This window comes from Billgrantia sp. Q4P2 (genome assembly GCF_052806135.1).
This window is the reverse complement of sequence record NZ_JBRBAI010000002.1, coordinates 360,843-387,840: the sequence shown is the minus strand read 5'-3', so window position 1 is coordinate 387,840 and position 26,998 is coordinate 360,843. Positions and strand designations below refer to the sequence as shown.

General features: G+C 63.7%; 22 protein-coding genes. 19 read left to right on the top strand and 3 right to left on the bottom strand.

Annotated elements, in window-relative coordinates; genetic code table 11:
• Positions 1-19: 19 nt before the first annotated feature.
• Entirely contained in the window at positions 20-1,774 is a 1,755-nt protein-coding gene (locus tag ACUY1T_RS04645; RefSeq protein WP_446020547.1) for a tetratricopeptide repeat protein, read from the bottom strand.
• A 233-nt stretch (positions 1,775-2,007) separates the two neighbouring features.
• Here ACUY1T_RS04645 and hemA point away from each other — a divergent pair, with 233 nt between their 5' ends.
• The 16 genes from hemA (at position 2,008) to ACUY1T_RS04565 (ending at position 20,569) form a co-directional block, all read left to right on the top strand.
• On the top strand, positions 2,008-3,273 hold the full coding sequence (gene hemA, locus ACUY1T_RS04640) for a glutamyl-tRNA reductase (RefSeq protein ID WP_446020546.1): 1,266 nt from the start codon (positions 2,008-2,010) through the stop codon (positions 3,271-3,273).
• Positions 3,274-3,284: 11 nt separating this feature from the next.
• Positions 3,285-4,373, top strand: coding sequence for a peptide chain release factor 1 (gene prfA / locus ACUY1T_RS04635; protein WP_446020545.1), 1,089 nt, complete (start codon positions 3,285-3,287; stop codon positions 4,371-4,373).
• Entirely contained in the window at positions 4,373-5,218 is an 846-nt protein-coding gene (prmC, locus tag ACUY1T_RS04630) for a peptide chain release factor N(5)-glutamine methyltransferase (RefSeq protein WP_446020544.1), read from the top strand. Before prfA ends, prmC begins: the two co-directional genes overlap by 1 nt.
• Before the next feature lie 180 nt (positions 5,219-5,398).
• Complete coding sequence (locus tag ACUY1T_RS04625; protein WP_446020543.1) at positions 5,399-5,899, top strand: Lrp/AsnC ligand binding domain-containing protein; 501 nt, start codon at positions 5,399-5,401, stop codon at positions 5,897-5,899.
• Between the two features lie 5 nt (positions 5,900-5,904).
• Positions 5,905-6,654, top strand: coding sequence for a HesA/MoeB/ThiF family protein (locus ACUY1T_RS04620; protein WP_446020758.1), 750 nt, complete (start codon positions 5,905-5,907; stop codon positions 6,652-6,654).
• 356 nt (positions 6,655-7,010) lie between these two features.
• Positions 7,011-8,306: an NAD(P)/FAD-dependent oxidoreductase gene (locus ACUY1T_RS04615; RefSeq protein ID WP_446020542.1), complete on the top strand. Its 1,296-nt coding sequence runs from the start codon at positions 7,011-7,013 to the stop codon at positions 8,304-8,306.
• Between the two features lie 38 nt (positions 8,307-8,344).
• Positions 8,345-9,691: a glutamine synthetase family protein gene (locus ACUY1T_RS04610; protein WP_446020541.1), complete on the top strand. Its 1,347-nt coding sequence runs from the start codon at positions 8,345-8,347 to the stop codon at positions 9,689-9,691.
• A gap of 182 nt (positions 9,692-9,873) precedes the next feature.
• Positions 9,874-10,977, top strand: a complete 1,104-nt coding sequence (locus ACUY1T_RS04605) for a polyamine ABC transporter substrate-binding protein (RefSeq protein ID WP_446020540.1) — start codon at positions 9,874-9,876, stop codon at positions 10,975-10,977.
• 183 nt (positions 10,978-11,160) lie between these two features.
• A complete protein-coding gene (locus tag ACUY1T_RS04600) occupies positions 11,161-12,237 on the top strand; it encodes an ABC transporter ATP-binding protein (RefSeq protein WP_446020757.1) in 1,077 nt (358 codons plus the stop codon).
• Between the two features lie 70 nt (positions 12,238-12,307).
• Positions 12,308-13,216 (top strand): ABC transporter permease subunit, encoded by a 909-nt coding sequence (locus ACUY1T_RS04595; RefSeq protein ID WP_446020539.1) that lies wholly within the window; start codon positions 12,308-12,310, stop codon positions 13,214-13,216.
• Positions 13,217-13,218: 2 nt separating this feature from the next.
• Positions 13,219-14,055, top strand: coding sequence for an ABC transporter permease subunit (locus ACUY1T_RS04590; RefSeq protein WP_446020538.1), 837 nt, complete (start codon positions 13,219-13,221; stop codon positions 14,053-14,055).
• 38 nt (positions 14,056-14,093) lie between these two features.
• Entirely contained in the window at positions 14,094-15,386 is a 1,293-nt protein-coding gene (locus tag ACUY1T_RS04585; RefSeq protein ID WP_446020537.1) for an NAD(P)/FAD-dependent oxidoreductase, read from the top strand.
• Positions 15,387-15,586: 200 nt separating this feature from the next.
• Positions 15,587-16,168, top strand: coding sequence for a glycine zipper 2TM domain-containing protein (locus ACUY1T_RS04580; RefSeq protein ID WP_446020536.1), 582 nt, complete (start codon positions 15,587-15,589; stop codon positions 16,166-16,168).
• A gap of 559 nt (positions 16,169-16,727) precedes the next feature.
• A complete protein-coding gene (locus ACUY1T_RS04575; RefSeq protein WP_446020535.1) occupies positions 16,728-18,023 on the top strand; it encodes a dicarboxylate/amino acid:cation symporter in 1,296 nt (431 codons plus the stop codon).
• Positions 18,024-18,103: 80 nt separating this feature from the next.
• Positions 18,104-19,561, top strand: coding sequence for an amino acid racemase (locus ACUY1T_RS04570; RefSeq protein WP_446020534.1), 1,458 nt, complete (start codon positions 18,104-18,106; stop codon positions 19,559-19,561).
• A 54-nt stretch (positions 19,562-19,615) separates the two neighbouring features.
• Complete coding sequence (locus tag ACUY1T_RS04565) at positions 19,616-20,569, top strand: LysR substrate-binding domain-containing protein (RefSeq protein WP_446020533.1); 954 nt, start codon at positions 19,616-19,618, stop codon at positions 20,567-20,569.
• A 7-nt stretch (positions 20,570-20,576) separates the two neighbouring features.
• Here the strand turns inward: ACUY1T_RS04565 and ACUY1T_RS04560 are convergent, their stop codons facing one another.
• A complete protein-coding gene (locus ACUY1T_RS04560) occupies positions 20,577-21,953 on the bottom strand; it encodes a glutamine synthetase family protein (protein WP_446020532.1) in 1,377 nt (458 codons plus the stop codon).
• A gap of 233 nt (positions 21,954-22,186) precedes the next feature.
• Here ACUY1T_RS04560 and ACUY1T_RS04555 point away from each other — a divergent pair, with 233 nt between their 5' ends.
• The 3 genes from ACUY1T_RS04555 to ACUY1T_RS04545 are packed head-to-tail and all read left to right on the top strand — an operon-like array spanning position 22,187 to position 25,916.
• Positions 22,187-22,948, top strand: a complete 762-nt coding sequence (locus ACUY1T_RS04555) for a gamma-glutamyl-gamma-aminobutyrate hydrolase family protein (protein ID WP_446020531.1) — start codon at positions 22,187-22,189, stop codon at positions 22,946-22,948.
• Positions 22,949-22,959: 11 nt separating this feature from the next.
• Positions 22,960-24,417 (top strand): aspartate aminotransferase family protein, encoded by a 1,458-nt coding sequence (locus ACUY1T_RS04550; RefSeq protein WP_446020530.1) that lies wholly within the window; start codon positions 22,960-22,962, stop codon positions 24,415-24,417.
• Positions 24,411-25,916: an aldehyde dehydrogenase gene (locus tag ACUY1T_RS04545; RefSeq protein WP_446020755.1), complete on the top strand. Its 1,506-nt coding sequence runs from the start codon at positions 24,411-24,413 to the stop codon at positions 25,914-25,916. The genes ACUY1T_RS04550 and ACUY1T_RS04545 overlap by 7 nt, the downstream gene beginning before the upstream one ends.
• Positions 25,917-26,008: 92 nt before the next feature.
• Here the strand turns inward: ACUY1T_RS04545 and ACUY1T_RS04540 are convergent, their stop codons facing one another.
• Positions 26,009-26,827, bottom strand: coding sequence for a LuxR C-terminal-related transcriptional regulator (locus tag ACUY1T_RS04540; protein WP_446020529.1), 819 nt, complete (start codon positions 26,825-26,827; stop codon positions 26,009-26,011).
• Positions 26,828-26,998 lie beyond the last annotated feature (171 nt).

Below are 26,998 nucleotides of genomic sequence, written 5' to 3'. Positions count from 1 at the left end.
TCTCGTTGACTATGGGTGATCAGGGGGCCAGTTCGGGAATGCGTTCGAGGAGTTCATCGATCAGCGGATGTTCGTCGTAGCGGCGCAGCGTTTGCTCCACGACTCGCTTGGCCTCCTCGTGTCGCTCCAGTGCCCAGAGGATCTCGGCCAGGTGGGCGGCGATCTCCTGGTCGGGCATGCTGGCATAGGCGCGTTCCAGCCACGGCAGGGCGCGCTCCGGGTCGCCCAGGCGATAGTAGACCCAGCCCAGGCTGTCCATGATGGCGGGGCTGCCGGGCTCGAGCTCATGGGCGCGTTCGATGAGCTCGCGGGCCTCCTCCAGGCGCTCCTCGATGTTGAGGTCCGCCAGCGTATAGCCCAGCGCATTGAGGGCGGAGGCGTTCTCGGGGTTGGCTTCGATGATACGGCCCAGATCTCGCTCCATGGCTTCGAGGTCGCCATGCTCCCAGGCGCGCATGGCGCGCAGATAGAGTAGCGGCTCGTCGTTGGGGGTGCGTGCGAGCTCGCGGTTGAGCAGGGCATCGGCTTCGGTGCGCAGCCCGGCTCCGTCGAGCAGCTCTACCTCCAGCGCGACCAGTTCGCTGAAACGCGATTCATGACGCAGGCGCTCGATACGCAGGAAGGCGCGGGCGTCGAGCAGGCGGTCGTCCTCGATCAGCATCTGGGCGGCACGCAGGCGGGCGCGGAGGAAATCGCTGCCGGGCGCCACTTGACGGTAGTAGAGCAGGGCATTGTCGACTTCGCCCTCTTCCTCGGCAATGGTGCCCATCAGGTAGAAGGCGGCGGGAGGGGGTTCGTCGCTGCCGACCAGCGGCAGCAGCAGACGCCGGGCCGCGTCCAGGTGATTGTCCTCCAGATAGAGGCGGGCCAGCGAGATTTGCAGCTCCTGGTTGCCAACGTGTTCGTTCAGCAGGGTCGAGGTGTGTTCCTCGGCGGCGGCGACATTGCCCAGCATCAGCTCGGCCTGGGCCAACAGCAGCAGGAAGCGCGGGTCGCCAGGCGAAACTTCGAGGCCGCGGCGGGCGGCCTCGCGGGCCTGGCGTGGGCTGTTGGCCTCCAGGGCCAATTGGGCTCGCGTCAGCCACAGCGCGGGTAGCTCCGAGTGATTGCGGGCAAGCAGATCCAGGCGTCTTTCGGCTTGCTGGCGCTGGCCAGTGGCTGCCTCGAGAATCGCCATGGCCAGTACGGCATCGTAATAGTGGGGGTGGGTCCCGGCCCCGGTACGCTCGAGATGCTCCCGCAGCCGTTCGCGCAAGGGAATCGGGTCGGTGCCTGACTCCAGGGCGAGTTCGGCAAATAGTGCCAGCTCGCCGTGCAGCCCTTGTTCCACCAGGGTCAGCCGCCTGTCCAGTGCCGTGGTCCAATCGCTGCGCTGCAGGGCCAAGCCGGCGAGCAGGCGCAACGGCGCCTCCGCGACGGGGTCGATCTCGTGCCAGGTGTTCACGGCCTGCTCGAGCAGCAGGATGTCGTTGCTGAAGCGTGCGGCCAGCGTACCGCGCTCCGCCAGTTGCGCAGCGCTGTAGCGTTCGGCCATGGCCAGGTAGCCCAGCGTGGCGCGGCGATAATCGCCGCGCTGCCCTGCGAATTCAGCCGTCAGCAGCGTGGCCAGCCCCTCCGCGTCCAGCCCGCGCTCGATGGGCGGTGCCGAGGCCATGGGGTCTTCTTGAATCGTGCCGAAGGGGGAGGAGGCCAAGCCTTGGCAACCGCCCAGCAGAACGGTCAGGCCAAGCACTGCCAGTCCTTGGCGTGAGGAGCGTATCAGCGTCGAGGGCATGCGTATCTCATCCGGTGTCCCGAGCTGCCAGCATACCGGCTAGCAGCCCATGGGCAAAGGGATCGCTGCGTCGACGATGCGGCTCGATGAATGTGCCCTGCCTTGTCGCACGTCAATTGCCGGATCCGCGTGCCTGGCGCTGAGTTGGAAAGGCTGTGATAGAATGCAGCGCCGCAGAGACGTTTTTTTCATTTACGGTGCCGCCGGCCGACATCACCGAAGACGCTTAACGCATGACGCTCCTTGCCCTTGGAATCAACCACAGGACGGCCAATGTCGCGGTGCGCGAGCGGGTCGCCTTTACCCCTGCTCAGCTGGAGTCGGCGCTGACCGAACTGCGCCAGCTTCCGCAGGTGCACGAAGCGGCGGTGCTCTCGACCTGCAACCGCACGGAGCTCTACTGTGTCACGGAGCCCAGCGGCGAGCGGATCATTCTCGACTGGTTGAGCCACTTCCATGGGTTGGCATTCGAGGAGCTTGCTGCCTGCGCCTACCACTATCTGGACAATGATGCCGCGCGCCACCTGATGCGCGTCGCCGTCGGGCTGGACTCGATGGTGCTGGGCGAACCCCAGATACTCGGCCAGCTCAAGGAGGCCTACCAGTCGGCGCGCCAGGCGAGCGGGCTGGGCGGTGAGCTGGAACTGCTGTTCCAGCATACCTTCGCAGTGGCCAAGCAGGTGCGTACCCGCACCGGGATCGGTCAGAACCCGGTCTCGGTGGCTTATGCCGCGGTGAGCCTGGCCAGCCGGATATTCGATGACTTCGGCCGCTCACGGGCGCTGCTGGTCGGCGCCGGGGAAACCATCGAACTGGTGGCCCGGCACCTGCGCGAGGCCGGCGTGCGCAACATGATCGTGGCCAACCGTACGCGGGAGCGTGCCGAGGTGCTGGCCGGCGAGTTCAACGCCGAGGCGCTCTCGCTCAACGAGATCCCCGACGCCTTGGCCCGTGCCGACATCGTCATCTCTTCCACCGCCTCGCCGCTGCCGATCCTGGGCAAGGGCATGGTGGAACGGGCGCTGAAGAAGCGTCGCCATCGACCGATCTTCATGGTCGACATTGCCGTGCCGCGGGACATCGAGCCCGAAGTCGGCGAGCTGGACGACATCTTCCTTTATACCGTCGACGACCTCAACGAGGTGATCCAGGAGAACCGCCGTCATCGTCAGGCGGCTGCCGACCAGGCGGAAGCGCTGATCGAGCATGGCGTGCACGTCTGGCTGCACGAGCGACGCATCCGCAGTAGCGGGGAGCTGATTCGCCGCTACCGCGACCAGGCGGCCGAGCTGCGCGAATACTCCGAGCGCCAGGCGTTGGCAAAGCTGGCGCGAGGCGAGGATCCAGAAGAAGTGATTCGCCTGTTGGCTCATCAGCTCACCAACCGGCTGCTGCATCGGCCCACGGTGGCCCTGCGCGAGGCATCCGGCGGCGAGCGGCGCGACCTGCTCACCGCTGCCGAGGCGCTGCTGCTCGATTCCACATCAACGAAACCCTGACAGGACACGCCATGAAAGCGACCCTGCGCCAGCGTCTCGATGGCTTCGTCGAGCGCTTCGAGGAGCTCGCCGCCTTGCTGGCGGAGCCCGAGGTGATCAACGATCAGCCTCGCTTCCGCGACTATTCCCGGGAATATGCCGAACTCGAATACTTGGTCGAGGCCTGGCGCGACTACCGAGCGGTCGAGAGCGATCTCGAAGACGCCGCGCAGTTGGCCGATGACAGCGATGCCGAGATGCGCGAGCTGGCCCAGATGGAGCTGGAAGAGGGGCAGGAGCGGCTGGAGGCGCTGGAGGTGCGCCTCAAGCAGTTGCTGGTGCCGCGCGACCCCGACGACAGCCGCAACGTCTTCCTCGAGATTCGCGCCGGCACCGGCGGCGACGAAGCGGCGCTATTTGCCGGCGACCTGTTCCGCATGTACTCACGCTACGCCGAGAAGCAGGGCTGGAAGGTCGAGGTGATCAGTGCCAGTCACGGCGAGCAGGGCGGCTACAAGGAACTCATCTCGCGGGTAAAGGGAGAAGGGGTCTATGCCCGGCTGAAATTCGAATCGGGCGCGCATCGCGTACAGCGTGTGCCAGCGACGGAGTCTCAGGGGCGTATCCACACTTCCGCCTGTACCGTGGCGGTCATGCCCGAGGCCGACGAGGTCGGCGACGTCGACATCAATCCCGCCGACCTGCGGGTGGATACCTTCCGCTCCAGCGGCGCCGGCGGTCAGCACGTCAACACCACCGACTCGGCGATCCGCATCACCCACCTGCCCAGCGGGGTGGTGGTCGAATGCCAGGAGGAGCGCAGCCAGCACAAGAACCGGGCCAAGGCGATGTCGCTGCTGGCTGCCCGGCTCAAGCGGAACGCCGTGGAGAGCCGCCAGCGCGAGCAGGCCGACACGCGCCGCAGCCTGGTCGGCTCGGGCGATCGCAGCGAGCGCATCCGTACCTACAACTTTCCCCAGGGGCGGCTGACCGACCACCGTATCAATCTCACCCTCTACAAGCTTGGCGAGGTCATGGCCGGCGAGCTCGACGAGGTCCTCGACCCCCTGATCCACGAGCACCAGGCCGAGCAGCTCGCGGCGCTGCAGCAGGAAGCCTGATGCGTCTCGACCTGCTGCTGGCGCGGGCGGCCGAGCGCTTGGCCCGATCGGGGTCGGCCAGCCCGCGGCTCGATGCCGAAGTGCTGCTGTGCCACGTGCTGGGCGTCGACCGCACCTGGCTCTATACCTGGGGCGACAGATCGGCAGAAACCTTCCCGCGAGCCCGCTTCGAGGCGCTGGTCGCCGCACGGGCGGCGGGTCGCCCCGTGGCCTACCTCACCGGTGAGCGGGAGTTCTGGGGGCTTGCCCTGGCTACCTCGCCACATACCCTGATTCCGCGCCCGGATACCGAAACCTTGGTGGAAGTGCTGCTCGAACTCTCGGACGAGCCATCGGGCCGCCTGCTCGACCTGGGGACAGGCACCGGCGCCATTGCGCTGGCCTTTGCCAGTGAGCGTCCCGCTTGGGAAGCGCTCGGCGTCGACCGGATGCCCGAGGCGGTGGCGCTGGCCGAGACGAATGCCCAGCGGCTGGGCATCGTCAATGCGCGCTTCCTGGCTAGCGACTGGTTTGCCGCCCTGGCGGAGGAACGTTTCATCCTGATCGCGGCCAATCCGCCCTATATCGATCCGCAGGACCCGCACTTGGCGCAGGGCGACGTGCGCTTCGAACCCAGGAGCGCGCTGGTGGCGGCGGATGCCGGGCTGGCCGACCTGCGCCATATCGCTGAACGGGGCATGGTCCATCTGCTGCCAGGAGGCTGGCTGGCCCTGGAACACGGCCACGACCAGGCGACTGCCGTGCGCCAGCTGCTGGAGGAGAGGGGGTATGTGGAGGTGTCCAGCCGGCGGGACCTGGGCGGGCAGCAGCGGGTCACCTTCGGTCGGCGGCCAAGCCAGCGTTGAGGGAGGCGTATTGGAGGGGGAGTGGACGCTGTGGTACATCTGTTCAGGAAATAATTCCAAATGTCGGCATGTTTGTGTGACCGAACACCAGCAGCACGCCTGATTCCCGCGCTTTTTCAGGTCGATCTGCTGTCATGGCGACGCTTCACTCACTATGACTCGGCTTCCCACGGCACGATAATGAAAACCAAGACACGCTCGCTCGACCGTATCGATCTCAAGATTCTGCGCTGCCTGCAGGACAACGCCCGTATCTCCTACGTCGACCTGGCCGCCCAGGTCGGACTCTCCACCACACCCTGTCTGGAGCGCGTCAAGCGCCTCGAGAAGTCCGGCGTCATCCGCGGCTACAAGGCGATACTCAATCCCCGCTCGCTCAAGGCCAACCTGCTGGTATTCGTCGAGATCAGCCTCGAGACCCAGTCGCCGGCGGTGTTCGACGAGTTCCGCCGTGCCGTGTCCCGCCTGCCGCAGATCCAGGAGTGTCATCTGGTCTCGGGTCAGTTCGACTACATTCTCAAGTGCCGGATTCCCGAGATGTCCGCCTACCGCCAATTGCTCGGCGACGTGGTGTTGACCCTGCCCGGGGTCAAGGAGTCGAAGAGCTACGTGGTGATGGAGGAGGTCAAGGAGGAGTTTTCGCTCTACGTGCCCGACATCGAGGAGCTGGAAGACAAGTAATGACAATGAACGACGAGGCGCTGCTGCGCTACAGCCGGCAGATCATGCTGGAGGCGATCGATATCGAGGGGCAGGAGCGCCTGCTGGCCTCGCGTGCGCTGGTGGTGGGCGCCGGTGGGCTGGGCTCGCCGGTGGCACTCTACCTGGCCGCCGCCGGGGTGGGTCACCTGACCCTGGCCGACGCCGACGAGGTGGAACTCTCCAACCTGCAGCGCCAGATCGCCCACGGCATGGCCGACCTGGGGTGCAACAAGGCGCGCTCCGCCCGCGACTCCGCCATGGCGCTGAACCCAGGCTGCGAAATTCGCGTAGTCGAGGAGCATCTCTCCGGCGAGGCGCTCGATGCGCTGGTGGCGGAGGTCGATCTGGTACTCGACTGCACCGATCGATTTTCCAGTCGCTACGCGATCAACGCGGCCTGCCTGCGCGCCGGGGTGCCGCTGGTCTCGGGAGCGGCGATCCGCTTCTCGGGACAGCTCGCCGTGTTCGACCCACGCGATGCGGCATCGCCCTGCTACGCTTGCCTCTACCCCCCGGGAGAGGGCGGCGACGAGGAGCTGCGCTGTGCCGAGAACGGCGTGGTGGCGCCCTTGGTAGGGCTGATCGGCTGCTTCCAGGCGCTAGAGGCGGTCAAGCTGCTCAGCGGTGCCGGCACTCCCCATCGTGGGCTTTCCACCTTCGATGGCCTGGCGGGGCAATGGCGCCACTATCAGGTGCCGCGTGACCCCGCTTGCCCGGTTTGCGCCTCGCGCTGAGGGGCACCAGACACCTCCCCTTACCCGGCCTGCGGCATACCTTCATCTGGTGGCCATGGGCTCCCTCGATCCGTTTGCCACGAGCGCCGTAGCTGGCAGCCTGTTGATGCTGTCGTGCTGCGGATGATGGTTATTAATTGACGTTTTTGACCTGATGGCCAGGGTGAAAAGGCATGGTGAGAGCCGATGGTGTACGGGGGATTAGGCGTGGTTGTGCCTTTCACGTTCCTTGTCGAGGGTTTCTTTGGCATGGTGGAGCAAGTAAAGTCGTTATTGAATACTTGACATGTCTTGGCGGTTTGATGCCAGACTGATTGAATTCGTTGAGCCGGTTTAGCGCTTCAGGAATACGTCGCATGTCCACTGCCACCCAGGCCGATAGCCCCGCATCCTACTACCGCGATTCGATCGCGGTGCAGCTCGATCGAGCATGCCCGCCGCTTGCCGGGCCGCGACGGGTCGATGCGTGCGTGATCGGGGGCGGTATCACCGGCTGCTCCGCGGCGCTTCACCTGGCCGAGCGTGGTTACTCGGTGGCGCTGCTCGAAGCCCATGAGATCGGGTTCGGCGCTTCCGGCCGCAGCGGTGGCCAGATCCTGCCCGGGTTGGGTACCGATATCGCCACCGTGGAGCAGGCGCTGGGGCGCGAGTGTGCCCGTGAAGTCTGGGCGTTGAGCCGTGAGGCGGTGCGCCTGACTACCGAACTCATCGAACGCCATGCGATTCCCTGCGACCTCGCCTGGGGTTACCTGCACGCCGCGGTGAAGCCGCGCCATGTACGCGAGTTGCAGCAGATGCAGGAGCGTCTGGCTCGTGATTACGGCTACGAGGCGCTCACCTGGCTCGAGGGCAAGGCGTTGCGCGAGCACGTGGCAACAGACGTCTATCCGGGGGCACTCTACGAGAATGAGGGTGGCCACCTGCACCCGCTCAACTACACCCTGGGGCTGGCACGGGCGGCCCAGCAGGCTGGTGTGACGATTCACGAGCACAGCCCGGCCCTGACCATTCGCCGCGGCCAGCCCGCCACCGTGGTAACCGCACAGGGCGAGGTCACGGCAGATTTCGTGGTGGTGGGGGCCAACGCCTACCTGGGCCGGCTGTTGCCGGAGCTGGAAGGCCGCATCATGCGCGCGGCCAACTACATCGTTGCCACCGAGCCGCTGGGCGAAGAGCGGGCTGCTCAGGTACTGCCACGCAACGACGCCCTGTCCGATGCCAACTTCGTCCTCGACTACTACCGCCTTTCAGCCGACAAGCGGCTGATCTATGGCGGTGAAGTCAGCTACGATGGCCGGGAACCGCACGGCCTGCAGCAGCGCATGGACGCCAAGATCGCACGCCTGTTCCCGGCGCTCGAAGGCGTGCGCATCGACTACCGCTGGGGCGGTGACGTGGCGATCACGCTCAACCGTGCGCCGGACTTCGGCCGCCTTGGCAGCAACGTCTACTATACCCAGGGCTATTCGGGGCACGGCATGGCGCTGGCCGGGCTGGCCGGAAAGCTGGTCGGCGAGGCCATTGCCGGGCAGAGCGAGCGTTTCGACGTCTTTGCCGCCATGCCACATCGTCGCTTCCCCGGTGGCGAGCGACTGCGCACGCCGCTGCTGGTACTGGCGACCACTTTCTACAAGCTGCGCGACCGACTATAACGAACGTGACGCCCGGGACGGGCCGCAATGAGGTTCTTATGAAAGACCTGGAAAGCTGGCTGAAGGAGCGACGCATCACTGAGGTGGAGTGCCTGGTCAGCGACATTACCGGTATCGCCCGCGGCAAGATCACGCCGGTTTCGAAGTTCATGGCCGAGAAGGGCATGCGTCTTCCCGAAAGCGTGCTGCTGCAGACCGTGACCGGCGACTACGTCGAGGATGAACTCTATTACTCGCTGCTCGATCCCGCCGATATCGACATGCTCTGCCGGCCCGATATCTCCGCGGTCTATCCAGTACCCTGGGCGCTCGAGCCCACTGCCCAGGTGATTCACGACTGCTATGACAAGATGGGTAATCCCATTGAACTCTCCTCTCGCAACCAACTGAAGCGGGTGCTGGCGCTGTATGCCGAACAGGGTTGGAAACCTGTGGTGGCGCCGGAGATGGAGTTCTACCTGACCAAGCGCTGCGAGGACCCCGACCTGCCGCTGCTACCCCCCATCGGCCGGAGCGGACGACAGGAAACCGGGCGGCAATCGTTCTCCATCGATGCGGCCAATGAGTTCGATCCGCTGTTCGAGGACATGTACGACTGGTGCGAGGTCCAGGGGTTGGATATCGACACCCTGATCCACGAAGAGGGTACCGCCCAGATGGAGATCAACTTCCGTCACGGCGACCCGCTGATGCTGGCCGACCAGGTATTCCTGTTCAAGCGCACCCTGCGCGAGGCGGCGCTCAAGCACGATGTCGTGGCCACCTTCATGGCCAAGCCGATCACCAACGAGCCCGGCAGCGCCATGCACATCCACCAGAGCGTGCTGGATGCCACGACCGGGAAGAGCGTGTTCGCCAACGAGGATGGCTCCATGAGCCAGCTGTTCCTGCATCATATCGGCGGCATGCAGCGCTTCATCCCCGAGGCACTGCCGCTGATGGCGCCCAACGTCAACTCTTTCCGCCGTTTCCTGCCCGACACCTCGGCCCCGGTCAATGTGGAGTGGGGGGAGGAGAACCGCACTTGCGGCCTGCGCGTACCCGACTCTTCGCCACAGAACCGGCGTATCGAGAACCGCCTGCCTGGTGCCGATGCCAATGCCTACCTGGCCATTGCGGCAAGCCTGCTGTGCGGCTACCTGGGCATGGTACAGCAGCTCAACCCCTCTGCGCCGGTGCAGGGGCGTGCGTTCGAGCGGCGCAATCTGCGTCTGCCGTTCACCCTCGAGCAGGCGCTGGAGCGGATGGAGAACTGCAGCGAGCTGGAGCGCTGCATGGGCCACCGTTTCGTCACCGGCTACGTCGCCGTCAAGCGGGTTGAGAACGAGAATTTCAAGAAGGTCATCAGCTCGTGGGAGAGGGAGTTCCTGCTGTTGAGCGTCTAGTTTCCTGAGCCCGGGCCCGCGAGGGGAGACCCCCGGTTCAGGACACTGGTGGCTCCTGGGCGGCGTGCTTTACCGCCAGGCCTGGTGCACTTTGCGATGGGCCATTGCTGAAGGCAGGGAGAGAATGTCCGGCCGGCGTCGTGACCGGACTTACGACAACAACGCAAACAAGAGGTGTCATCATGTCACGTCAACGCAAGCTGCCGCTGGCCATTGCGCTAGGCTCACTGGCCATTGTCGCCACCGCCGCCCAGGCCAATGAGGTGCGGGTCTACAACTGGTCGGACTACATCGCGCCGGATACCCTGGAGAAGTTCACCGAAGCCACCGGCATTCGTGTCATCTACGACGTCTATGACAGCAACGAAGTGCTCGATGCCGCGATGCTCTCGGGCCGCTCCGGCTACGACGTGGTGGTGCCCTCCAATCACTACCTGACCCGCCAGGTCAGCGCCGGGGTCTACATGGAGCTGGATCACGACAAGATCCCCAACATGGAGAACCTCAATCCCGAGCTGATGGATGACCTGGAGTCGATCGACCCCGGTAGCCGCTATTCCATCCCCTACATGTGGGGCACCAACGGCATCGGCTACAACGTCGAGCGGGTCACCGATATCCTCGGCGAGGACGCACCGCTCGACTCCTGGGCGCTGATCTTCGATCCCGAGGTCACTGCCGCGCTGCACGAGGGCGGCTGCGGTATTGCCATGCTGGACACGGGTGACGACATGCTTTCCGCCGGCATGGCCTACCTGGGGCTGTCCCCGCTTTCCAGCGAATCCGCGGATATCGAAGCGGCTGGCGACCTGATTGCCGCGGTGCGTGACAACATCACCTACTTCCACTCGTCGCGCTACATTTCGGATCTCGCCAATGGCGACATCTGCGTGGCGGCGGGTTATTCCGGCGACATCTTCCAGGCCGCCGACCGTGCCGAGGAGGCGGGGCGCGACTTCACCATTGCCTACTCCATTCCCAAGGAGGGCGCGGCGCTGTGGTTCGACATGATGGCGATTCCTGCGGATGCCCCCAACCCGGACAACGCCCATGCCTTCATCAACTTCATTCTCGAGCCCGAGATTGCCGCCGGCATCACCGAATACGTGGTCTATGCCAACCCCAACATTGCCGCCAACGAGTTCCTCGACCCGGACATTCTCAACGATCCGGCGATCTATCCCGACCAGGAAGTGATGGATAACCTGTTCGTGCAGGAAGAGAAGCCCTTGGCCGTACAGCGCGTGCGCACTCGCGTGTGGAACCGCGTGAAATCCGGCATCTGACCTCTCCGCGCCGGCCCTGCGGGGCCGGCAGAGACGCCGACAAACTCTTGTTTGCCCACAGGAGAAGCTGCGATGCCGCAATCCCAGATCCAAGCTGCCGATGCTGCGCGACGAACCGTTGAGCGCCCACCCGATGTCGACGCCACGGTGGGCAAGCCGCGCCCTGCCCACGGCGAGGCGTTGATGGAGATCCGCCGCGTCAGCAAGCGCTTCGATGGCGTGCTGGCGGTGGACGACGTCAGCCTGTCGATTCGCCGCGGCGAGATCTTCGCGCTGCTGGGTGGCTCCGGTTCAGGCAAGTCGACGCTGTTACGCATGCTGGCCGGCTTCGAGAAGCCCAGCGAAGGGCAGATCGTGCTCGACGGAGAGGACATCACCGCCATGCCGCCCTATGAGCGGCCGATCAACATGATGTTCCAGTCCTACGCGCTGTTTCCCCACATGACGGTGGCGCAGAACATCGCCTTCGGCCTCAAGCAGGACAAGCTGCCGCGCCGCGAGATCGATGAGCGCGTGGCCGAGATGCTCAAGCTGGTGCACATGGAGGCCTATGCCCGGCGCAAGCCGCACCAGCTCTCCGGCGGTCAGCGCCAGCGCGTGGCACTGGCGCGCTCGCTGGCCAAGCGGCCCAAGCTGCTGCTGCTCGACGAGCCGATGGGGGCGCTGGACAAGAAGCTGCGCACCGAGATGCAGCTCGAAGTGGTCCAGATCCTCGAGCGGGTCGGGGTGACCTGCATCATGGTCACTCACGATCAGGAGGAGGCCATGACCATGGCCGACCGGGTGGCGATCATGGCCGATGGCTGGATCGTCCAGGTGGGTACTCCCATTGATGTCTACGAGAGCCCGGTCAACCGCATGGTGGCGGAGTTCGTCGGCACGGTGAACCTGTTCGAGGGTGAGATCGTGGTCGACGAGACCGACCACTGCATCATCGAGAGTACCTCGCTTGGCCGCACGATTCGTATCGGCCACGGCGTCAGCACCCAGGCCGACGAGCGCCGGGTGTGGGTCGCCGTGCGCCCGGAAAAGACCTGTCTTACCCGCGAGCGACCGCCTGGCGAGTTCAACTGGGCGGCCGGCATCGTCGAGGACATCGCCTACCTCGGTGGCTTCTCGGTTTACTACGTGCGGCTCGAGAGTGGCCAACGGGTCAAGGCCAGCATGGCCAATACCGAGCGTCGCGGCGACCGACCGCGCTGGGACGAGTCGGTATTCGTTCATTGGGACGACCAGAGCGCCATCACCCTGCACGACTGAGCGGGCCTGCACGACTGAATGAGAGTACGGGCCGGCCAGCACCCGTGCGGCCCGCCGGGGGGAGATTCACATGTCCAATATTGCCGTTCGTCTGCGGCGGTTGCTCAAGCCCGGCCGCGGCTGGGTCATCGCCGTACCGCTGCTGTGGCTGACCCTGTTCTTTCTGCTGCCGTTCGGTATCGTGCTGAAGATCAGCCTCTCCGAGGCGGCCATCTCGATACCGCCCTACGGCGCCATCTTCGACTACGCCAACGAGACGCTGAACGTCGTCGTCACCTTCAGCAACTATCTGTTCCTGACCACCGACACGCTCTATGTCTCGGCCTACTGGGGCTCGGTGAAGATCGCCCTGCTGGCTACCGTGCTGTGCCTGGCGATCGGCTACCCCATGGCCTATGCCATGGCCCGAGCGCCTTCCCACTGGCAGTTGGTGCTGCTGCTGCTGGTGATGCTGCCGTCGTGGACCTCGTTCCTGATCCGGGTCTACGCCTGGATGGGTATCCTCAGCAACAACGGCCTGGTCAACAATTTGCTGATCTGGGCAGGGCTGATCGACTCGCCGATCCGTATGCTCAACACCAACTTCGCCGTGATCCTGGGCATCGTCTATGCCTACCTGCCGTTCATGGTGCTGCCGCTCTACGCCAACCTGACCCGGCTCGATGGCTCGCTGCTGGAGGCGGCCTCGGATCTCGGCTCGCGCAAGTTCAATACCTTTCTCCGCGTGACCTTGCCGCTGTCGAAGGGCGGCATCATTGCCGGCTCGATGCTGGTGTTCATCCCGGCGGTGGGGGAGTACGTGATTCCCGAGCTGCTCGGCGGCCCCAACACGGTGATGATCGGCAAGGTGCTGTGGGAGGAGTTCTTCCATAACCGCGACTGGCCGGTAGCGTCGGCGCTGGCGATGGTGATGCTGGCGATCCTGATCGTGCCGATCGCCCTGTTTCACCGCTACCAGTCCCGTGAGCTGGAGGAGTGACCATGCGCAAGCCATCCTTCACCACGCTGATGCTGATCGCCGGGCTGGTGTTTCTCTACCTGCCGATGATCATCCTGGTGATCTACTCGTTCAATTCGTCGCGCCTGGTGACGGTGTGGGCGGGGTTCTCTGCACGCTGGTACGTGGAGCTGTTTCGCGACCAGCAGATCCTCTCGGCGGTATGGACCAGCCTGCGGATCGCCTTCTTTTCCGCTTCCATGGCGGTGTGCCTGGGCACGCTGGCTGCCTTCGTGATGGTGCGTTTCGCCCGCTTCCGCGGCAAGACAGCGCTCTCGAGCATGGTCACCGCACCGCTGGTAATGCCCGAGGTGATCACCGGCCTGTCGTTGCTGCTGCTGTTCGTACACATGGCGCAGTTGATCGGCTGGCCGGCGGACCGCGGCATGGTCACCATCTGGATCGCCCACACCACTTTCTGCAGCGCCTACGTGGCGGTGGTGGTCGCGTCACGCCTGCGTGAGGTGGACCTCTCCATCGAGGAAGCCGCCATGGACCTCGGTGCCAGGCCGGTGCGCACCTTCTTCCAGATTACCCTGCCGGTGATCGCACCGGCGCTGGCGGCGGGGTGGCTGCTGGCCTTCACCCTGTCGCTTGACGACCTGGTAATCGCCAGCTTCGTCTCGGGGCCGGGTGCTACCACGCTACCCATGGTGGTGTTCTCCTCGGTGCGTCTGGGCGTTTCGCCCAAGATCAATGCTTTGGCCACGCTGATCATCCTGGCGGTGTCATTGGCCACGTTCCTGGCCTGGTATCTGATGCGGCGCAGCGAGGCGAGGCGGCGGCAGGCGATGTTGCAAGATATGACCGCAGGCCGTTAACCCCCATTTTTCGTTCTTTTTGCGTGCGAGGTATCGCTATGTCGACCAGTGCCGCCACCGAGCATGTGGCGTCCTACTATGCGGCGACGGCCAACCCGTCGCCCCAGCGTCCCGCCCTGCAAGGCGACATCGAGTGCGAGGTGTGCGTGGTCGGGGCGGGCTTCACGGGTATTTCGTCGGCGCTGCACCTTGCCGAGCAGGGCCATGAGGTGGTGGTGCTGGAGGCTGCCCGGGTGGGTTTCGGCGCCTCCGGCCGCAACGGCGGGCAGATCGTCAACAGCTACAGCCGCGACATGGACGTGATCGAGGCCCGATACGGCGCCGACACTGCCCGGTCGCTGGGCGACATGGCCTTCGAGGGCAACCGCATCATACGCAGCCGCATCGCCCAGTACGATATCGCCTGCGACCTCAAGGAGGGCAATCTCTTCGCCGCCTGCAATCACAAGCAACTCGAGGGGCTGCGCGAGCACAAGGCGCTATGGGAACGCTACGGACATCACGACTTGGAGCTGCTGGAGGGCGATGCTTTCAAGCGCGAGGTCGCAAGCGATCGCTATGTCGGTGCGCTGGTGGATCACTCCGGCGGGCATCTGCATCCGCTCAACCTGGTGCTCGGCGAGGCGGCGGCCTGCGAGTCGCTGGGTGGCGTCATCTACGAACAGACGCCGGTCACCGGTGTGCAACATGGTGAGACGGTCACGCTGCGTACGCCGCGTGGCAGCGTACGCGCTCGGCGCGTGGTCATGGCCGGCAACGCCTATCTGCAAGGGGTGCTGCCGGAGCTGGAAAGCAAGTCGATGCCCTGCGGCACCCAGATCATCACCACCGAGCCGCTGCCGGAGGCGCTGCGCCGCGGGCTGATTCCCCACGACATGGCGGTGGAGGATTGCAATTACCTGCTCGACTACTACCGCTTCACTGCCGATGGCCGCCTGCTTTACGGCGGTGGGGTCAACTACGGGGGCCAGGATCCGGCCGATATCGCTGCGGTGATTCGCCCCAAGATGCTCAAGACCTTTCCGCAGTTGAGCGACGTGCGCATCGATTTTGCCTGGAGCGGTAATTTCCTGATGACGCTGAGTCGACTGCCCCAGTTCGGCAGGCTCAACGATAATGTCTACTACGCCCAGGGCTACTCGGGCCATGGGGTGACCTGCTCGCACCTCGCCGGAAAATTGATTGCCGAGGTGATGCGCGGGGAGAGCGAGCGCTTCGATGCCTTCGCCGGCCTGCCGCACCTGCCGTTTCCCGGTGGGCGACTGCTGCGCGTGCCGCTTTCGGCGCTGGGCGCCTGGTACTACGCGACGCGGGATCGGCTCGGCTGGTGAAGTGTCGCCAATGGAGGACACCGGGTCAGAAAATGTGGAAACCGCTGCGCTGCGCTTAATCCAAGCCAGTCGCAGCGTATACTGAGATCATCTACCGGGTGGCACGGAATCGCCGCTCTCCACGTCTCTTCTCTTGCACATCGTATCGAGCCGAGCCTTATAAAGCCCGGGGCGACATATCGCCCTGCAGGAGGAGTGTCATGAACAAGTCGGTCGTGATCGGAACGACGTTGAGCGTGCTGGGCCTGGGTGGCTTGGCTTTCGGCGCTTGGCAGGTACAGCAAGGCGCGGACCCGGTCGAGAGCGGCCCTCAGTTCGCCGAGGTCGTTGCGGTGCAGCCGGTGACGCGCAGCGTCGAGACGCCCCGTGAGGTGTGCGAGGACGTGGTGGTGCACCAGCAGGCCCAGGCCCCTAGCCGCGACCCGCATCGTATCGCCGGCACTGCGGCGGGTGCCGTGGTGGGCGGCCTGCTCGGCAACCAGGTGGGGGGCGGCAGCGGCAAGACGCTTGCCACCGTGGCAGGCGCGGTCGGCGGCGGCTTCGCCGGGCGCGAGATTCAGGGGCGCATCGAGGCCAACCAGACCCAGACCTATGCCACCACGCAGCGCCAGTGTCATACCGTCGTGGATAGCTCCGAGGAAACCGTCGGCTATGACGTGACCTGGCGCCACGGCGAACTCACTGAGGTTTCTCGACTGGATCACCAGCCCCAGGGAAACCGCGTGCTGCTCGAGGAGGGGCAGCCGCGCTGGGACCTGCCGCTGGCCAGCGCGGACGGCTGATATACTCCTTCAGCTGACTTTCTTTCTCCTTCATGCATCGCCCCGACTCGGTTCGGGGCGTTACTTTCAGTTCGCATGATTCTTCGCGCACGAGATCCAGCACTCTTCGGCCGCTCTGTAGGGACTCCTCGGCAATGCTCCTTGTTCGCAGTAATGCCGACGGCCAGGTTAGGTTGTGTGAAATCGTACGCCCTCACGAAAGCCAGTTTTATTTATCTTTATGCTAAATGCTTGCGAATCGATCATTGGCATATCCAAGTCAATTGGAAAACTTAACCACCTTCCTCGGTAGTGGTCAATTTCTTAGCTGGCTTATTAGCTTGCTTGGATTTCTCGGTTTGATTGCCGAAAAACAGCGCTGATGTGCTCCGTCATGACGATGGACATGGCGTACCTCCTGCCACGTGCGGCCGCACGCCGCTTCCTGCCGCTCCATGCAATCTTTGCATGAGAAATAAAAATAAAGAGTTGGCCGCCCATTGAGGTGCTGTATGACCATGACCACTCGCCCCGGCTGTTTCACGCGCAGGGCCCTATAACGATAAGCAGGAATTTCACTATGGCGGACACACAAACCCTACCACGTCGAGGTTTTCTCTCTCCCTGGACCCGACTTCCGCTATGGAAGCAAATCTTCATCGCCCTGGTGCTCGGCCTAAGTCTAGGGGTCGTGCTCAATCAGGTGGGGCGCGCCGACCTCGCTGCCGACATCAAGCCGTTGGGTGATCTGTTCATTCGCGGCATCAAGATGCTGATTGTGCCACTAGTGTTCGTTTCCCTGGTGACCGGGGTGGCGTCGCTAAACAACTTATCCAAGATGGGCCGCCTGAGTTTCAAGACACTGCTGCTATATCTAGGCATGACGGCAGTGGCCATTGCCATCGGGTTGGTGCTGGCAAGCGTGTTCCAGCCTGGTGTCGGGATTGAACTTGGCACAGTTGCAGCAGTAGCAGTGCCTGAGGCGCCTACGGCAGTGGAAACCCTATTGGGACTGGTGCCGACCAATGCTGTCGAAGCCTTCGCCGAAGGCAATGTGCTGCAGATTATCGTGTTCGCCATCCTGTTCGGCCTTTGCATCACACTGGTTGGCGAGAAGGCGCGGCCTGTGCGTGAATTCTTCGAGTCCGCTGCTGAAATCATCTACCGCATGACCAGTATCATCATCGCGTTCACTCCCTACGGCGTCTTTGCTCTGATGACTTGGGTGGCTGGCACCTATGGTTTGGAGATGCTGTTGCCGTTAGCCAAGGTGATCGGGATCGTCTACCTGGGCTGCATCGTCCATGCCGTGGTGGTTTATGGTGGCATGCTTCGCTTCTTGGCGCGGCTGAATCCGTTACGCTACTTCCAGGGCAGCATCGAGCCGATCATGCTGGCTTTTACCAGCACCTCAAGTGCCGGCACACTTCCCGTTACCATGATGGCCGCTGAGCAGAATCTAGGTGTCAAGCGGGGAGTTTCCAGCTTTGTACTTCCGCTGGGTGCCACGATCAACATGGATGGTACTGCGCTTTATCAGGGTGTCTGTGCGTTGTTTATCGCCCAGGCCTATGGTGTCGATCTGAGCGCCGGCGCTTACGCGACCATCATTCTGACAGCAACCTTGGGTTCCATCGGTACGGCTGGTGTGCCGGGCGCGGGGCTGATCATGCTGTCTCTGGTTCTAACCTCGGTGGGCTTGCCGCTGGAGGGTGTTGCCATTATTGCGGGTATCGACCGTGTGCTCGACATGGCACGTACCGGACTTAACGTAGCCGGAGATTGTGCGGTGAGCTGTCTGGTGGCCAAGAGCGAAGGCGAACTGGACGAGGCTGTCTATAACACGCCTCACGTAATGCGGTCCTCATTCACCTGAACCTCTAAAAATCCGTACTGGCAGCGCTGAATCGTGGCTGCCGGTACGGATCGATGTAGGCGTCAAAGGAGACAGCCGCCATGAGGCGTGAAGTATCCGGTTACAGCTCTTCCGTCAGACCGGTAGTTCGCTATGGAGTCGTGGGTGGACTAGGGGCGCTTGGCAGTGCCGATGTGCTGATCAAGACAGTGCGGGCCGCACAGAACTGTAAGCCGACCGGTGGTGTCGATATTGCCTTCGAGCAGCGCCACTTCGACGACGGCCCCGGCATTGCCGATGAAGACTACAATCCCATTCGTCGAAAGTTTTATGTATACGATGTTCTAAAGGGTATGCAGGGAAAGGTTGAGAATGCCTTGGTCCCTTGCTTCCTGTCTCATACCTTCCTTTCCGAAATCACGCCAGAAATAAGCTACAACGTTGTCGACATATTCGATGCTTTGCTGGATCACATTCGTGGAAAATATCCGGAGGCGCGCAAGATCGGGGTGCTGACTTCCAGCTATGTGAGGGCTTCGTGTCTCTTTGAACAGCGCTTCGAAGGCTGTGCTGAGATCGTGTATCCGGATCAAGTCGTGCAGCGCGATGCCCTGATGCAAGCGATCTATGGTCCTTCAGGCATCAAGAGCGGTCATCACGGGAGCGGGTGTCTGCAATTGTTGTTGGAGACCTGCGATAACCTCGTCGCCAAGGGCGCCGACATCATCGTGCCGGGGCTGAGCGAGATACCGGTGCTGATGGCGTCATTGCAGTCCCTGACGCCGGTGCCCTTGTTGGATTCGAATCTGATTTATGCCGAGTATGCGCTAGGCCATGACCGTGAGCGTGAACGCCACTCCTTCAAGTTGGGCGTGCTGGGCGGAGTCGGGCCCGCGGCGACGGTCGATTTCATGCGTAAGGTGGTCAGCCTGACCCATGCCGAACGTGATCAGGACCACCTCAAGATAGTCGTAGAGCAAAACCCTCAGATCCCTGATCGTACTGCCAATCTCATTGGTAATGGCGAGGATCCGAGTATTCCGATGCTGGCTACCTGCCAGCGTCTTGAAGCAGAGGGAGCCAACGCGATAGCCATCCCCTGCAATACGGCACATGCTTTCGTGGCACGGATTCAACCTTATATCGGCATACCCATCATCAACATGCTGACCGCTGTGGTCGACCACCTCGGTGCCGGCAACGAATCTTTCACCCGGGTGGGGCTGCTGGCGACCAGTGGTACCGTGGAGAGTCGCGTCTACCATGACATCATGTCGTCCTCAGGCCGTGAAACTCTGGTTCCAGCGCCGGAGTTTCAGGCGCGTGTCATGGAGGCCATCTATGGCAGCCGGGGGGTAAAGGCCGGGTATGTATCGGGTGAATGCAGCGAGCATCTGCACGCCGCCATTGATCACCTGCTGGAAAACGGTGCCGAGGTCATCATTCTCGGCTGCACTGAGCTGCCGCTGATCGAGCTTGACCCAGTGCGGTGTCAACACGTAACGCTTCTGGACCCGACTGAAATATTGGCTCACAGCTGTGTGGCACTGGCGCAGTAACCGGCTGCTTCCCCAGGGAAACATGAGGCTGGCGGCGAGGAGGGCATTGACGTTATGCTGGGACTCATGTCTCCCTGCGTTCTGGGCCATGCCGTGGAAATGAACTGGCTGGAAGATTTCCTCACCTTGGCTGCCACACGCAACTTCTCGCGCGCCGCAACGCTGCGCAATGTGACTCAGCCAGCTTTCAGCCGCCGTATTCGCAATCTCGAATACTGGGTCGGCGCCCCTTTGTTCGATCGCAGTGTTTTCCCTGTAGCTCTTACCCCGGTTGGGGAGTCCTTTCAGCGCACCGCACAGGATGCTCTCTCGTTGCTACGCGTCGGGCGTGAGGAAGCGCTGGGGTTTGTGCCTCAGATCGAGGAGGTCGTCTCCATCTCCGCCTCGCATACCCTGGCGGTCAGCTTCTTCGTGGACTGGCATGAGCAGCTGCAAAGTCGTTTAGGTAGTATCAGGGCGAGGATCGTGGCCGATCACGTGGCAGGATGCGTCGAGGCTTTGATCAGCGGCAACTGCGACCTGATGCTTGCCTATAACAGCCCCTTGTTACCGACACTGACCGATATCGGACGTTATCCCTCGATAGTACTGGGCTCCGAGCGGCTGGTGCCGGTCAGCGCTGTGGGTAAAGCGGGACAGGCAATATACCCACTCGATGACGACACAACACCTCAGCCTTATCTCTGCTATTCCACGGACAGTTATCTTGGCCGCATGACGGCGCTGATCCTGGCGCGTGAGAATCTCTCGTCACGACTGCAGTTTTGCTATGAATGCTCCATGTCCGACGTGCTGAAGCGAGGTGCAATCGCCGGCAGCGGGATTGCCTGGGTACCGGAGCGTGCCGTGCGTGATGAGTTATCGACAGGACGGCTGGTTATTGTCGGCGATGCCTCCCATACCGCACCACTGGATATTTGTCTCTTCCGACATGCCGAACACGATCAGCCCATTGCGGAGCGAATCTGGCAGGCGTGCTTGAAGATACAAGAAGAAGAGTTGCGGTAAGTCGCCACTACACGTGCCTGAGATACCAGGCATACTCCAACTGACTCACCGTCTGCATGGCCAGGTCGCGCTCGGCGCGCCGATTGGCAACGAAAACGTGGACGAAATCGCGGCCCAGGGCATTCTGCAACGGCTCGCTGGCTTCCAGCAGGTCGAGGGCTCGATGCCAGCTGTTGGTCAAGGAGGGCTCGAACTGCTCGTAGGCGTTGCCGGTGACAGGGGCGGGCGGCGTCAGCCGTTCCGCAATGCCGTGCTCGATGCTGGCCAGCAGCACGGCGAGCAGCAGGTAGGGGTTGACGTCGGCACCGGCAACACGATGCTCGATACGGCGTGCGTCGTTGCTGCCCGAAGGAATACGCAGCGCCACCGAGCGGTTGTCGAAGCCCCAGGTGGGCGTCATGGGCACGTAGAGACCTGGCTGGAAGCGGCGGAAGGAGTTTAGGTTGGGGGCACAGATCGCCATCGACGCCGGCATCAGCGCCAGCATCCCGGCAACGGCCTGATGCAGGGTGGCGCTGCCGAGCGGATCGCCGTCGGGAGCGGCGAACACGTTGCGGCCGCTGGCGTCGAGCATGCTGAGGTGCACATGGGTGCCGTTGCCGGCCTCGAGGCCATAGGGCTTGGCCATGAACGTGGCCTCGAAGCCGTGATTGAGCGCTACGCCCTTGATCAGGCGCTTCAGCAGGACGGCGCTGTCGCACGCCCTGAGCGCATCGTCGCAGTGGCCGAGGGTGATCTCGAACTGACCCGGCGCGCACTCCTTGAGCGCCGTATCGAGCGGCAGGCCCTGGCACTCGGCCGCCCGCTGCACGTCTTCGAGAAAGTCGGCATATTCGTCGAGTTCGCCGATGGAGTAGAGCTGGCTCTGGCTGGCGCGCTCGCCGCTGCGGGGCGAGCGCGGCGGTTGTATCAGTCCGTCCCCGGTGCGCTCGCGATCCAGCAGATAGAATTCCATCTCCACGGCGGCAACGGGCGTCAGGCCGCGCTTGTGCAGCCGTTCCAGCTGGCGTGACAGTACCTGGCGCGGGTCGGCGAAGAAGGGGGTCTCGTCGGGCTCGACCATGGTCATCAGCAGTTGCCCCTGGCGGCCATTGCGCAGCCACGGCGTCGGCATCAGGGAGCCCGCCACGGGCCGGCAGACCCGGTCGCTGTCGCCGATGGCGAGTCCCAGCCCGGTGGCTTCGATGGTGTGGCCATTGATATCCAGGGCGAAGACCGATGCCGGAAGGTTGACGCCCTGCCGGCAGACCTTGTCTAGGTTGTCTCGCGGGATGCGTTTGCCACGCATGACACCGTTGAGATCGCTGATCAGTAGGTCGATGCTGTCGATGTCAGGGTGGCGCGCGAGAAACTCCCGGGCCTGATCGGCGCTGAGCGGCGGCATGGGGCACCTGTGAGTGTCGCTGGGTCGTTATTGACGTCTATCTTTCGATGATGAGTCAGTGTTGTCAAATCCTTTACGCTTGGCCGGGGAAAATCGCTTGCTTGGTTCGAGACGAGTCCTGTCTTTCATTGCTTGGTTGAGTGTCGGGCAGGGGCGGGCTGGATTTTTTTTCCTCGATAGTGGAAAGTTTAATCAACACTATTTGCGCCAATCTGATTTTCGAGGAGGCCGCCATGCCGAGCCGACCCCTGGTTGGCGTCATTGCCTGTCGCCGTGAGGTGGAGGGGCACCCCGCCCATGTGGTAACCGACAAGTACTTGAGTGCGCTGCGTACCTATGGCCTGGCGCCGGTGGTGCTGCCGGTTTGGCAGGACGCCGTGGACGGCGTTCTGCTTGCTCATCTGGACGGTCTGTTGCTGACCGGCAGCTACTCCAACGTCGAGCCTGCGCGTTATGGCGCTGAGCGGGCACCGGAAAACACCCGCGACGATCCGCATCGTGACGCCGCCGCCTTGGCCTGGATACCCGCCTCCATTCGGCGCGGCCTGCCGCTGCTGGGGATCTGTCGCGGCTTTCAGGAGCTCAACGTGGCCTACGGTGGCACGCTGCACCAGGCGGTGCAAAATGTGCCTGGACTCTCCGACCACCGCGAGCCCGAGGCCGACTACGCGACCCGCTATGCCCCCGCGCATGACGTCGAGATTCGCGCCGGTGGCCGCCTGGCGACGCTGTATGCCGAACCGCAAACGAGGGTCAATTCGCTGCACCAGCAGGGTATCGATCGCTTGGGTGACGGGCTGAAGGTGGAGGCGGTGGCGCCGGACGGGCTGATCGAAGCGATATCGGTGGCCGCAGCCTCGGCTTTCGCCCTGGCCGTGCAGTGGCACCCCGAATGGCGTACACAGGAGCACCCGCTCTACCACGCGCTGTTCGAAGGGTTTGCCAGCGCCTGCCGCGAGCACAGTGACGAGCGCTCACTGGCCTTGACGAGCTGATCGGGGGAGCCATGCATACCGAGACCTACCGCCAGTTGGATCGGGAGCACCACCTGCACCCCTTCACCGACTTCAAGGCGCTGGGCGATGAGGGTAGCCGTATCGTCACCCACGCCGAGGGCGTCTACATCCATGACAGCGAGGGCAACCGCATCCTCGACGCCATGGCCGGGCTGTGGTGCGTCAATCTGGGCTACGGCCGCGAGGAGCTGGTCGAGGCGGCCACCGCACAGCTGCGTGAACTGCCCTACTACAACAACTTCTTCAAGAGCACCCATCCGCCGGCGGTGAAGCTGGCCGAGGCGCTGTGTCGGCTGGCGCCGGCGCACATGAACCGGGTGTTCTTCACCGGCTCCGGCTCCGAGGCCAACGACACCGTGCTGCGCATGGTACGTCGCTACTGGGCGCTCGAAGGCAAGCCCGACAAGCAGTGGGTGATCGCCTGCGAGAACGCCTATCACGGTTCCACCGTGGCTGGCATGAGCCTTGGCGGCATGGCGCCGATGCATGCCCAGGGCGGCCCGACGGTGCCCAAGATCGCCCATGTGCGGCAGCCCTATTGGTTTGGTGAGGGAAAGTTTGCAGAAGGGCGGGTTGGAGAAGGGTGCGATATCAGCCCGGAAGCGTTCGGCCGCGAGTGCGCCGCAGCCCTGGAGGCGAAGATTCTGGAACTCGGCGAGGAGAACGTCGCCGCCTTCATCGCCGAGCCGGTGCAGGGTGCGGGTGGCGCCATCATCCCGCCGCAAAGCTATTGGCCGGCCGTCAAGGAGGTGCTGGCCAGGTACGACATCCTGCTGGTAGTGGACGAGGTGATCTGCGGCTTCGGCCGGCTGGGGGAGTGGTTCGGCAGCGTCCACTACGATTTGAAACCCGATCTGATGCCCATCGCCAAGGGGCTCTCGTCCGGCTACCTGCCGATCGGCGGCGTGCTGGTGGGCGACCGAGTCGCCGAGACCCTGATCGAGCGCGGCGGCGAGTTCTTCCACGGTTTCACCTATTCGGGGCATCCGGTGTGCGCTGCCGTGGCGCTGAAGAATCTCGAGCTGATGCAGGCCGAGGGCATCGTCGAGCGGGTGCGTGACGACGTGGGACCCTATCTCGCCGAGCGCTGGGCCACCCTGGCCGATCACTCCCTGGTGGGCGAGGTGCGCTCGCTGGGGTTGATCGGGGCACTGGAGCTGATCGACCCCGACACCGGCGAGCGCTTCGACAACGCGCGGTTCCCCAAGGGCTTTGGCGTCGGCACCCTGTGTCGCGACATCTGCTTCGATCATGGCCTGGTGATGCGCTCGGTGGGTGATACGATGATCATTTCGCCGCCGCTGGTCATTACCCGCGCCGAGATCGATGAGCTGGTCCGCCTGGCCTGGGAGGCGCTGGACGAGACTGCAAGGCGACTGGCCACACGCGAACAGGCGGATGGTCCAGCCATCATGATCCAGCCATCAATAGAGGAGTCCCGATCGTGAGCCGTACGCCATCCCCCCGCACCCTGGCCGATTGGCAGGCCCGAGCCGCCGAGCTTTCTTTCGAGTCGCGGGCCTTTATCGACGACACCTTCGTCGCTGCCGAGAGCGGAGACACCTTCGAGTCGCGCAACCCGGCCACCGGCGAGGTTCTCGCCCAGGTGGCAAGCTGTGACGAACCCGACGCCGCGCGCGCCGTGGCGGCGGCGCGCCAGGCCTTCGCCGGCGGCGAGTGGTCGCGGCTGGCGCCGGGCAAGCGCAAGAAGACCCTGCTGCGCCTGGCCGATCTGATGGAGGCCCACAAGCACGAGCTGGCGCTGATCGACACCCTCGACATGGGCAAGCCCATCTCGAGCTCGCTGGGCGACATGGCCGGCGCCATCGCCTGCATCCGCTACCAGGCCGAGTGCATCGACAAGCTCTACGGCGAGGTGGCGCCCACCGGCGAAGAGACCCTGGCCCTGGTGCTACGCGAGCCCATCGGCGTGGTGGCGGCCATCGTGCCGTGGAACTTCCCACTGATGATGACCGCGTGGAAGATCGCCCCGGCGCTGGCCGCCGGCAACAGCGTGATTCTAAAACCCTCGGAGAAGTCGCCGCTCTCCGCGCTGCGGCTGGCACAACTGGCCAAGGAAGCCGGCCTGCCCAAGGGCGTGTTCCAGGTGCTGCCGGGCTTCGGCCACACCGTGGGCAAGGCGCTGGCGCTCTCCCACGAGGTCGACTGCCTGGCCTTTACCGGCTCCACCGCGGTGGGCAAGCAGCTGATGCAGTACGCCGGGCAGTCCAACCTCAAGCGGGTCTACCTGGAGTGCGGCGGCAAGTCGCCCAATCTCGTCTTCGCCGACTGCAAGGACCTCGACACGGTGGCCAGCCACGCCGCCGCGGCGATCTTCCACAACCAGGGCGAAGTATGCATCGCCGGCTCCAGGCTGCTGGTGGAGAATTCGATTCGCGACGACTTCGTCGAGCGCGTGCTGAAAGCCGCCGAGAGCATGCAGCCGGGCGACCCGCTGGACCCGCAGAGCTTCATGGGCGCCATCGTCGACGAGGCCCAGCATCGACGCATCCTCGACTACATCCGCCAGGGCGTGGAAGAGGGCGCACGGCTGCGCGCCGGTGGCCAGGCTATCGACGGCCCGGGGCTGTTCATCCCGCCGACCATCTTCGACGGCGTAACTCCGGCCATGACCATCGGCCGCGAGGAGATCTTCGGCCCGGTGCTGGCGGTGTTCGGCTTCGACACGGAAGAGGAGGCCGTGACCATGGCCAACGACACGCCCTACGGGCTTGCCGCGGGGCTGTGGAGTCAGGACATCGATCGCATCCTGCGCGTGACGCGGCGGCTGCAGTCGGGCCAGGTGTTCGTCAACAATTGGGCCGGCGGCGACCAGACCATGCCCTTCGGCGGGGTCAAGCAGTCGGGTAACGGCCGCGACAAGTCGCACCACAGCCTAGAGGAGTACTCCGAGCTCAAGAGTGTGTGGATGGCGCTGGCTCCCTAGGCGCTCATCTATGCCATCACTCGCGACATGATTTCTAGATAATCCTCGACTTACCGGCTTCCCATGCCTGGGGCGCCGGCTTTTTTCGCTCGTCAAACCGACTGCTGACGCGACACCAGCGCCACGTGATCGAGGAACAGGCGGAACAGCTGCGACTGGCTGGAGACTTCCAGGCGCTGGTAGATGTGCTTGCGGTGTACCTTGACCGTGCCATCGCTGATATCGAGTTCCCGGGCGGCCGACTTCGTCGAATGGCCGGCCAGCAGCAGGCGCACGATCTCCTGTTCCCTTGCCGTCAGCACCGCGGCGCCGAAACTGGCGAGTGCGGCTTCCACCGGTTCCTGCTCCGCCAGGCGCTGCTGGAACTGACTTCCCTGCCATTTCCAGTACTCGGTCAGCAGGGCCTCTGCAATGGGCGACACGTAGCGCAATGCCTGCAGCGCACGGCGGGTCAAGGGCGGCGACTTCGTCCCGAAGCCGAGCGATACGGCGATCACCACCTCCGCTTCGACCCGGCAGAAAATGCCGACTTCATCTACCAGGCCCAAGGCACGATAGTAATGAGCGTAGTATTCACTGGCTTCGAAGCGATCCGGGGCCAGCTCGCGCAGGCGATGGGCGCCTTGATCCAGGCCATTGCTCACTGCTGCGAAGAAGGGATCGAGCAGATAGGCCTGGCTCAGGTAGCGCTCGACACCCTGCTCGTGGCGATGTGGCGGGTAGTCGTCGTGGATCAGCAGCGGTTGCCGACGACCACGATAGGCGTTGATCAGCACGGTTTCGTGACCTACCAGCTCGCGCAGCGTCTGGTTGAGCCTGGCGGGCAGGTCGGGGGTTGCCGCCGTGCGCAGCAGGCGAGCCAGCTGCTGGTGCCAGGCATGGCTTTCGGGGCGAGCAAGGAAGTCGAGCATGGGTAGGTGCGTCAGTAGAGCCTGGCTTTCACGATAGCATGACCCTGCGTTGACGCCTGGACGCCGTTCGTTGATGGCTGAGCGGACGAAGAAATGGTGAACGATGCCAGGTTGGACGCGATGCAGGCCGTGACAAACTCGGCGGTATTGAGGAGACTGGCGAGCTATCCC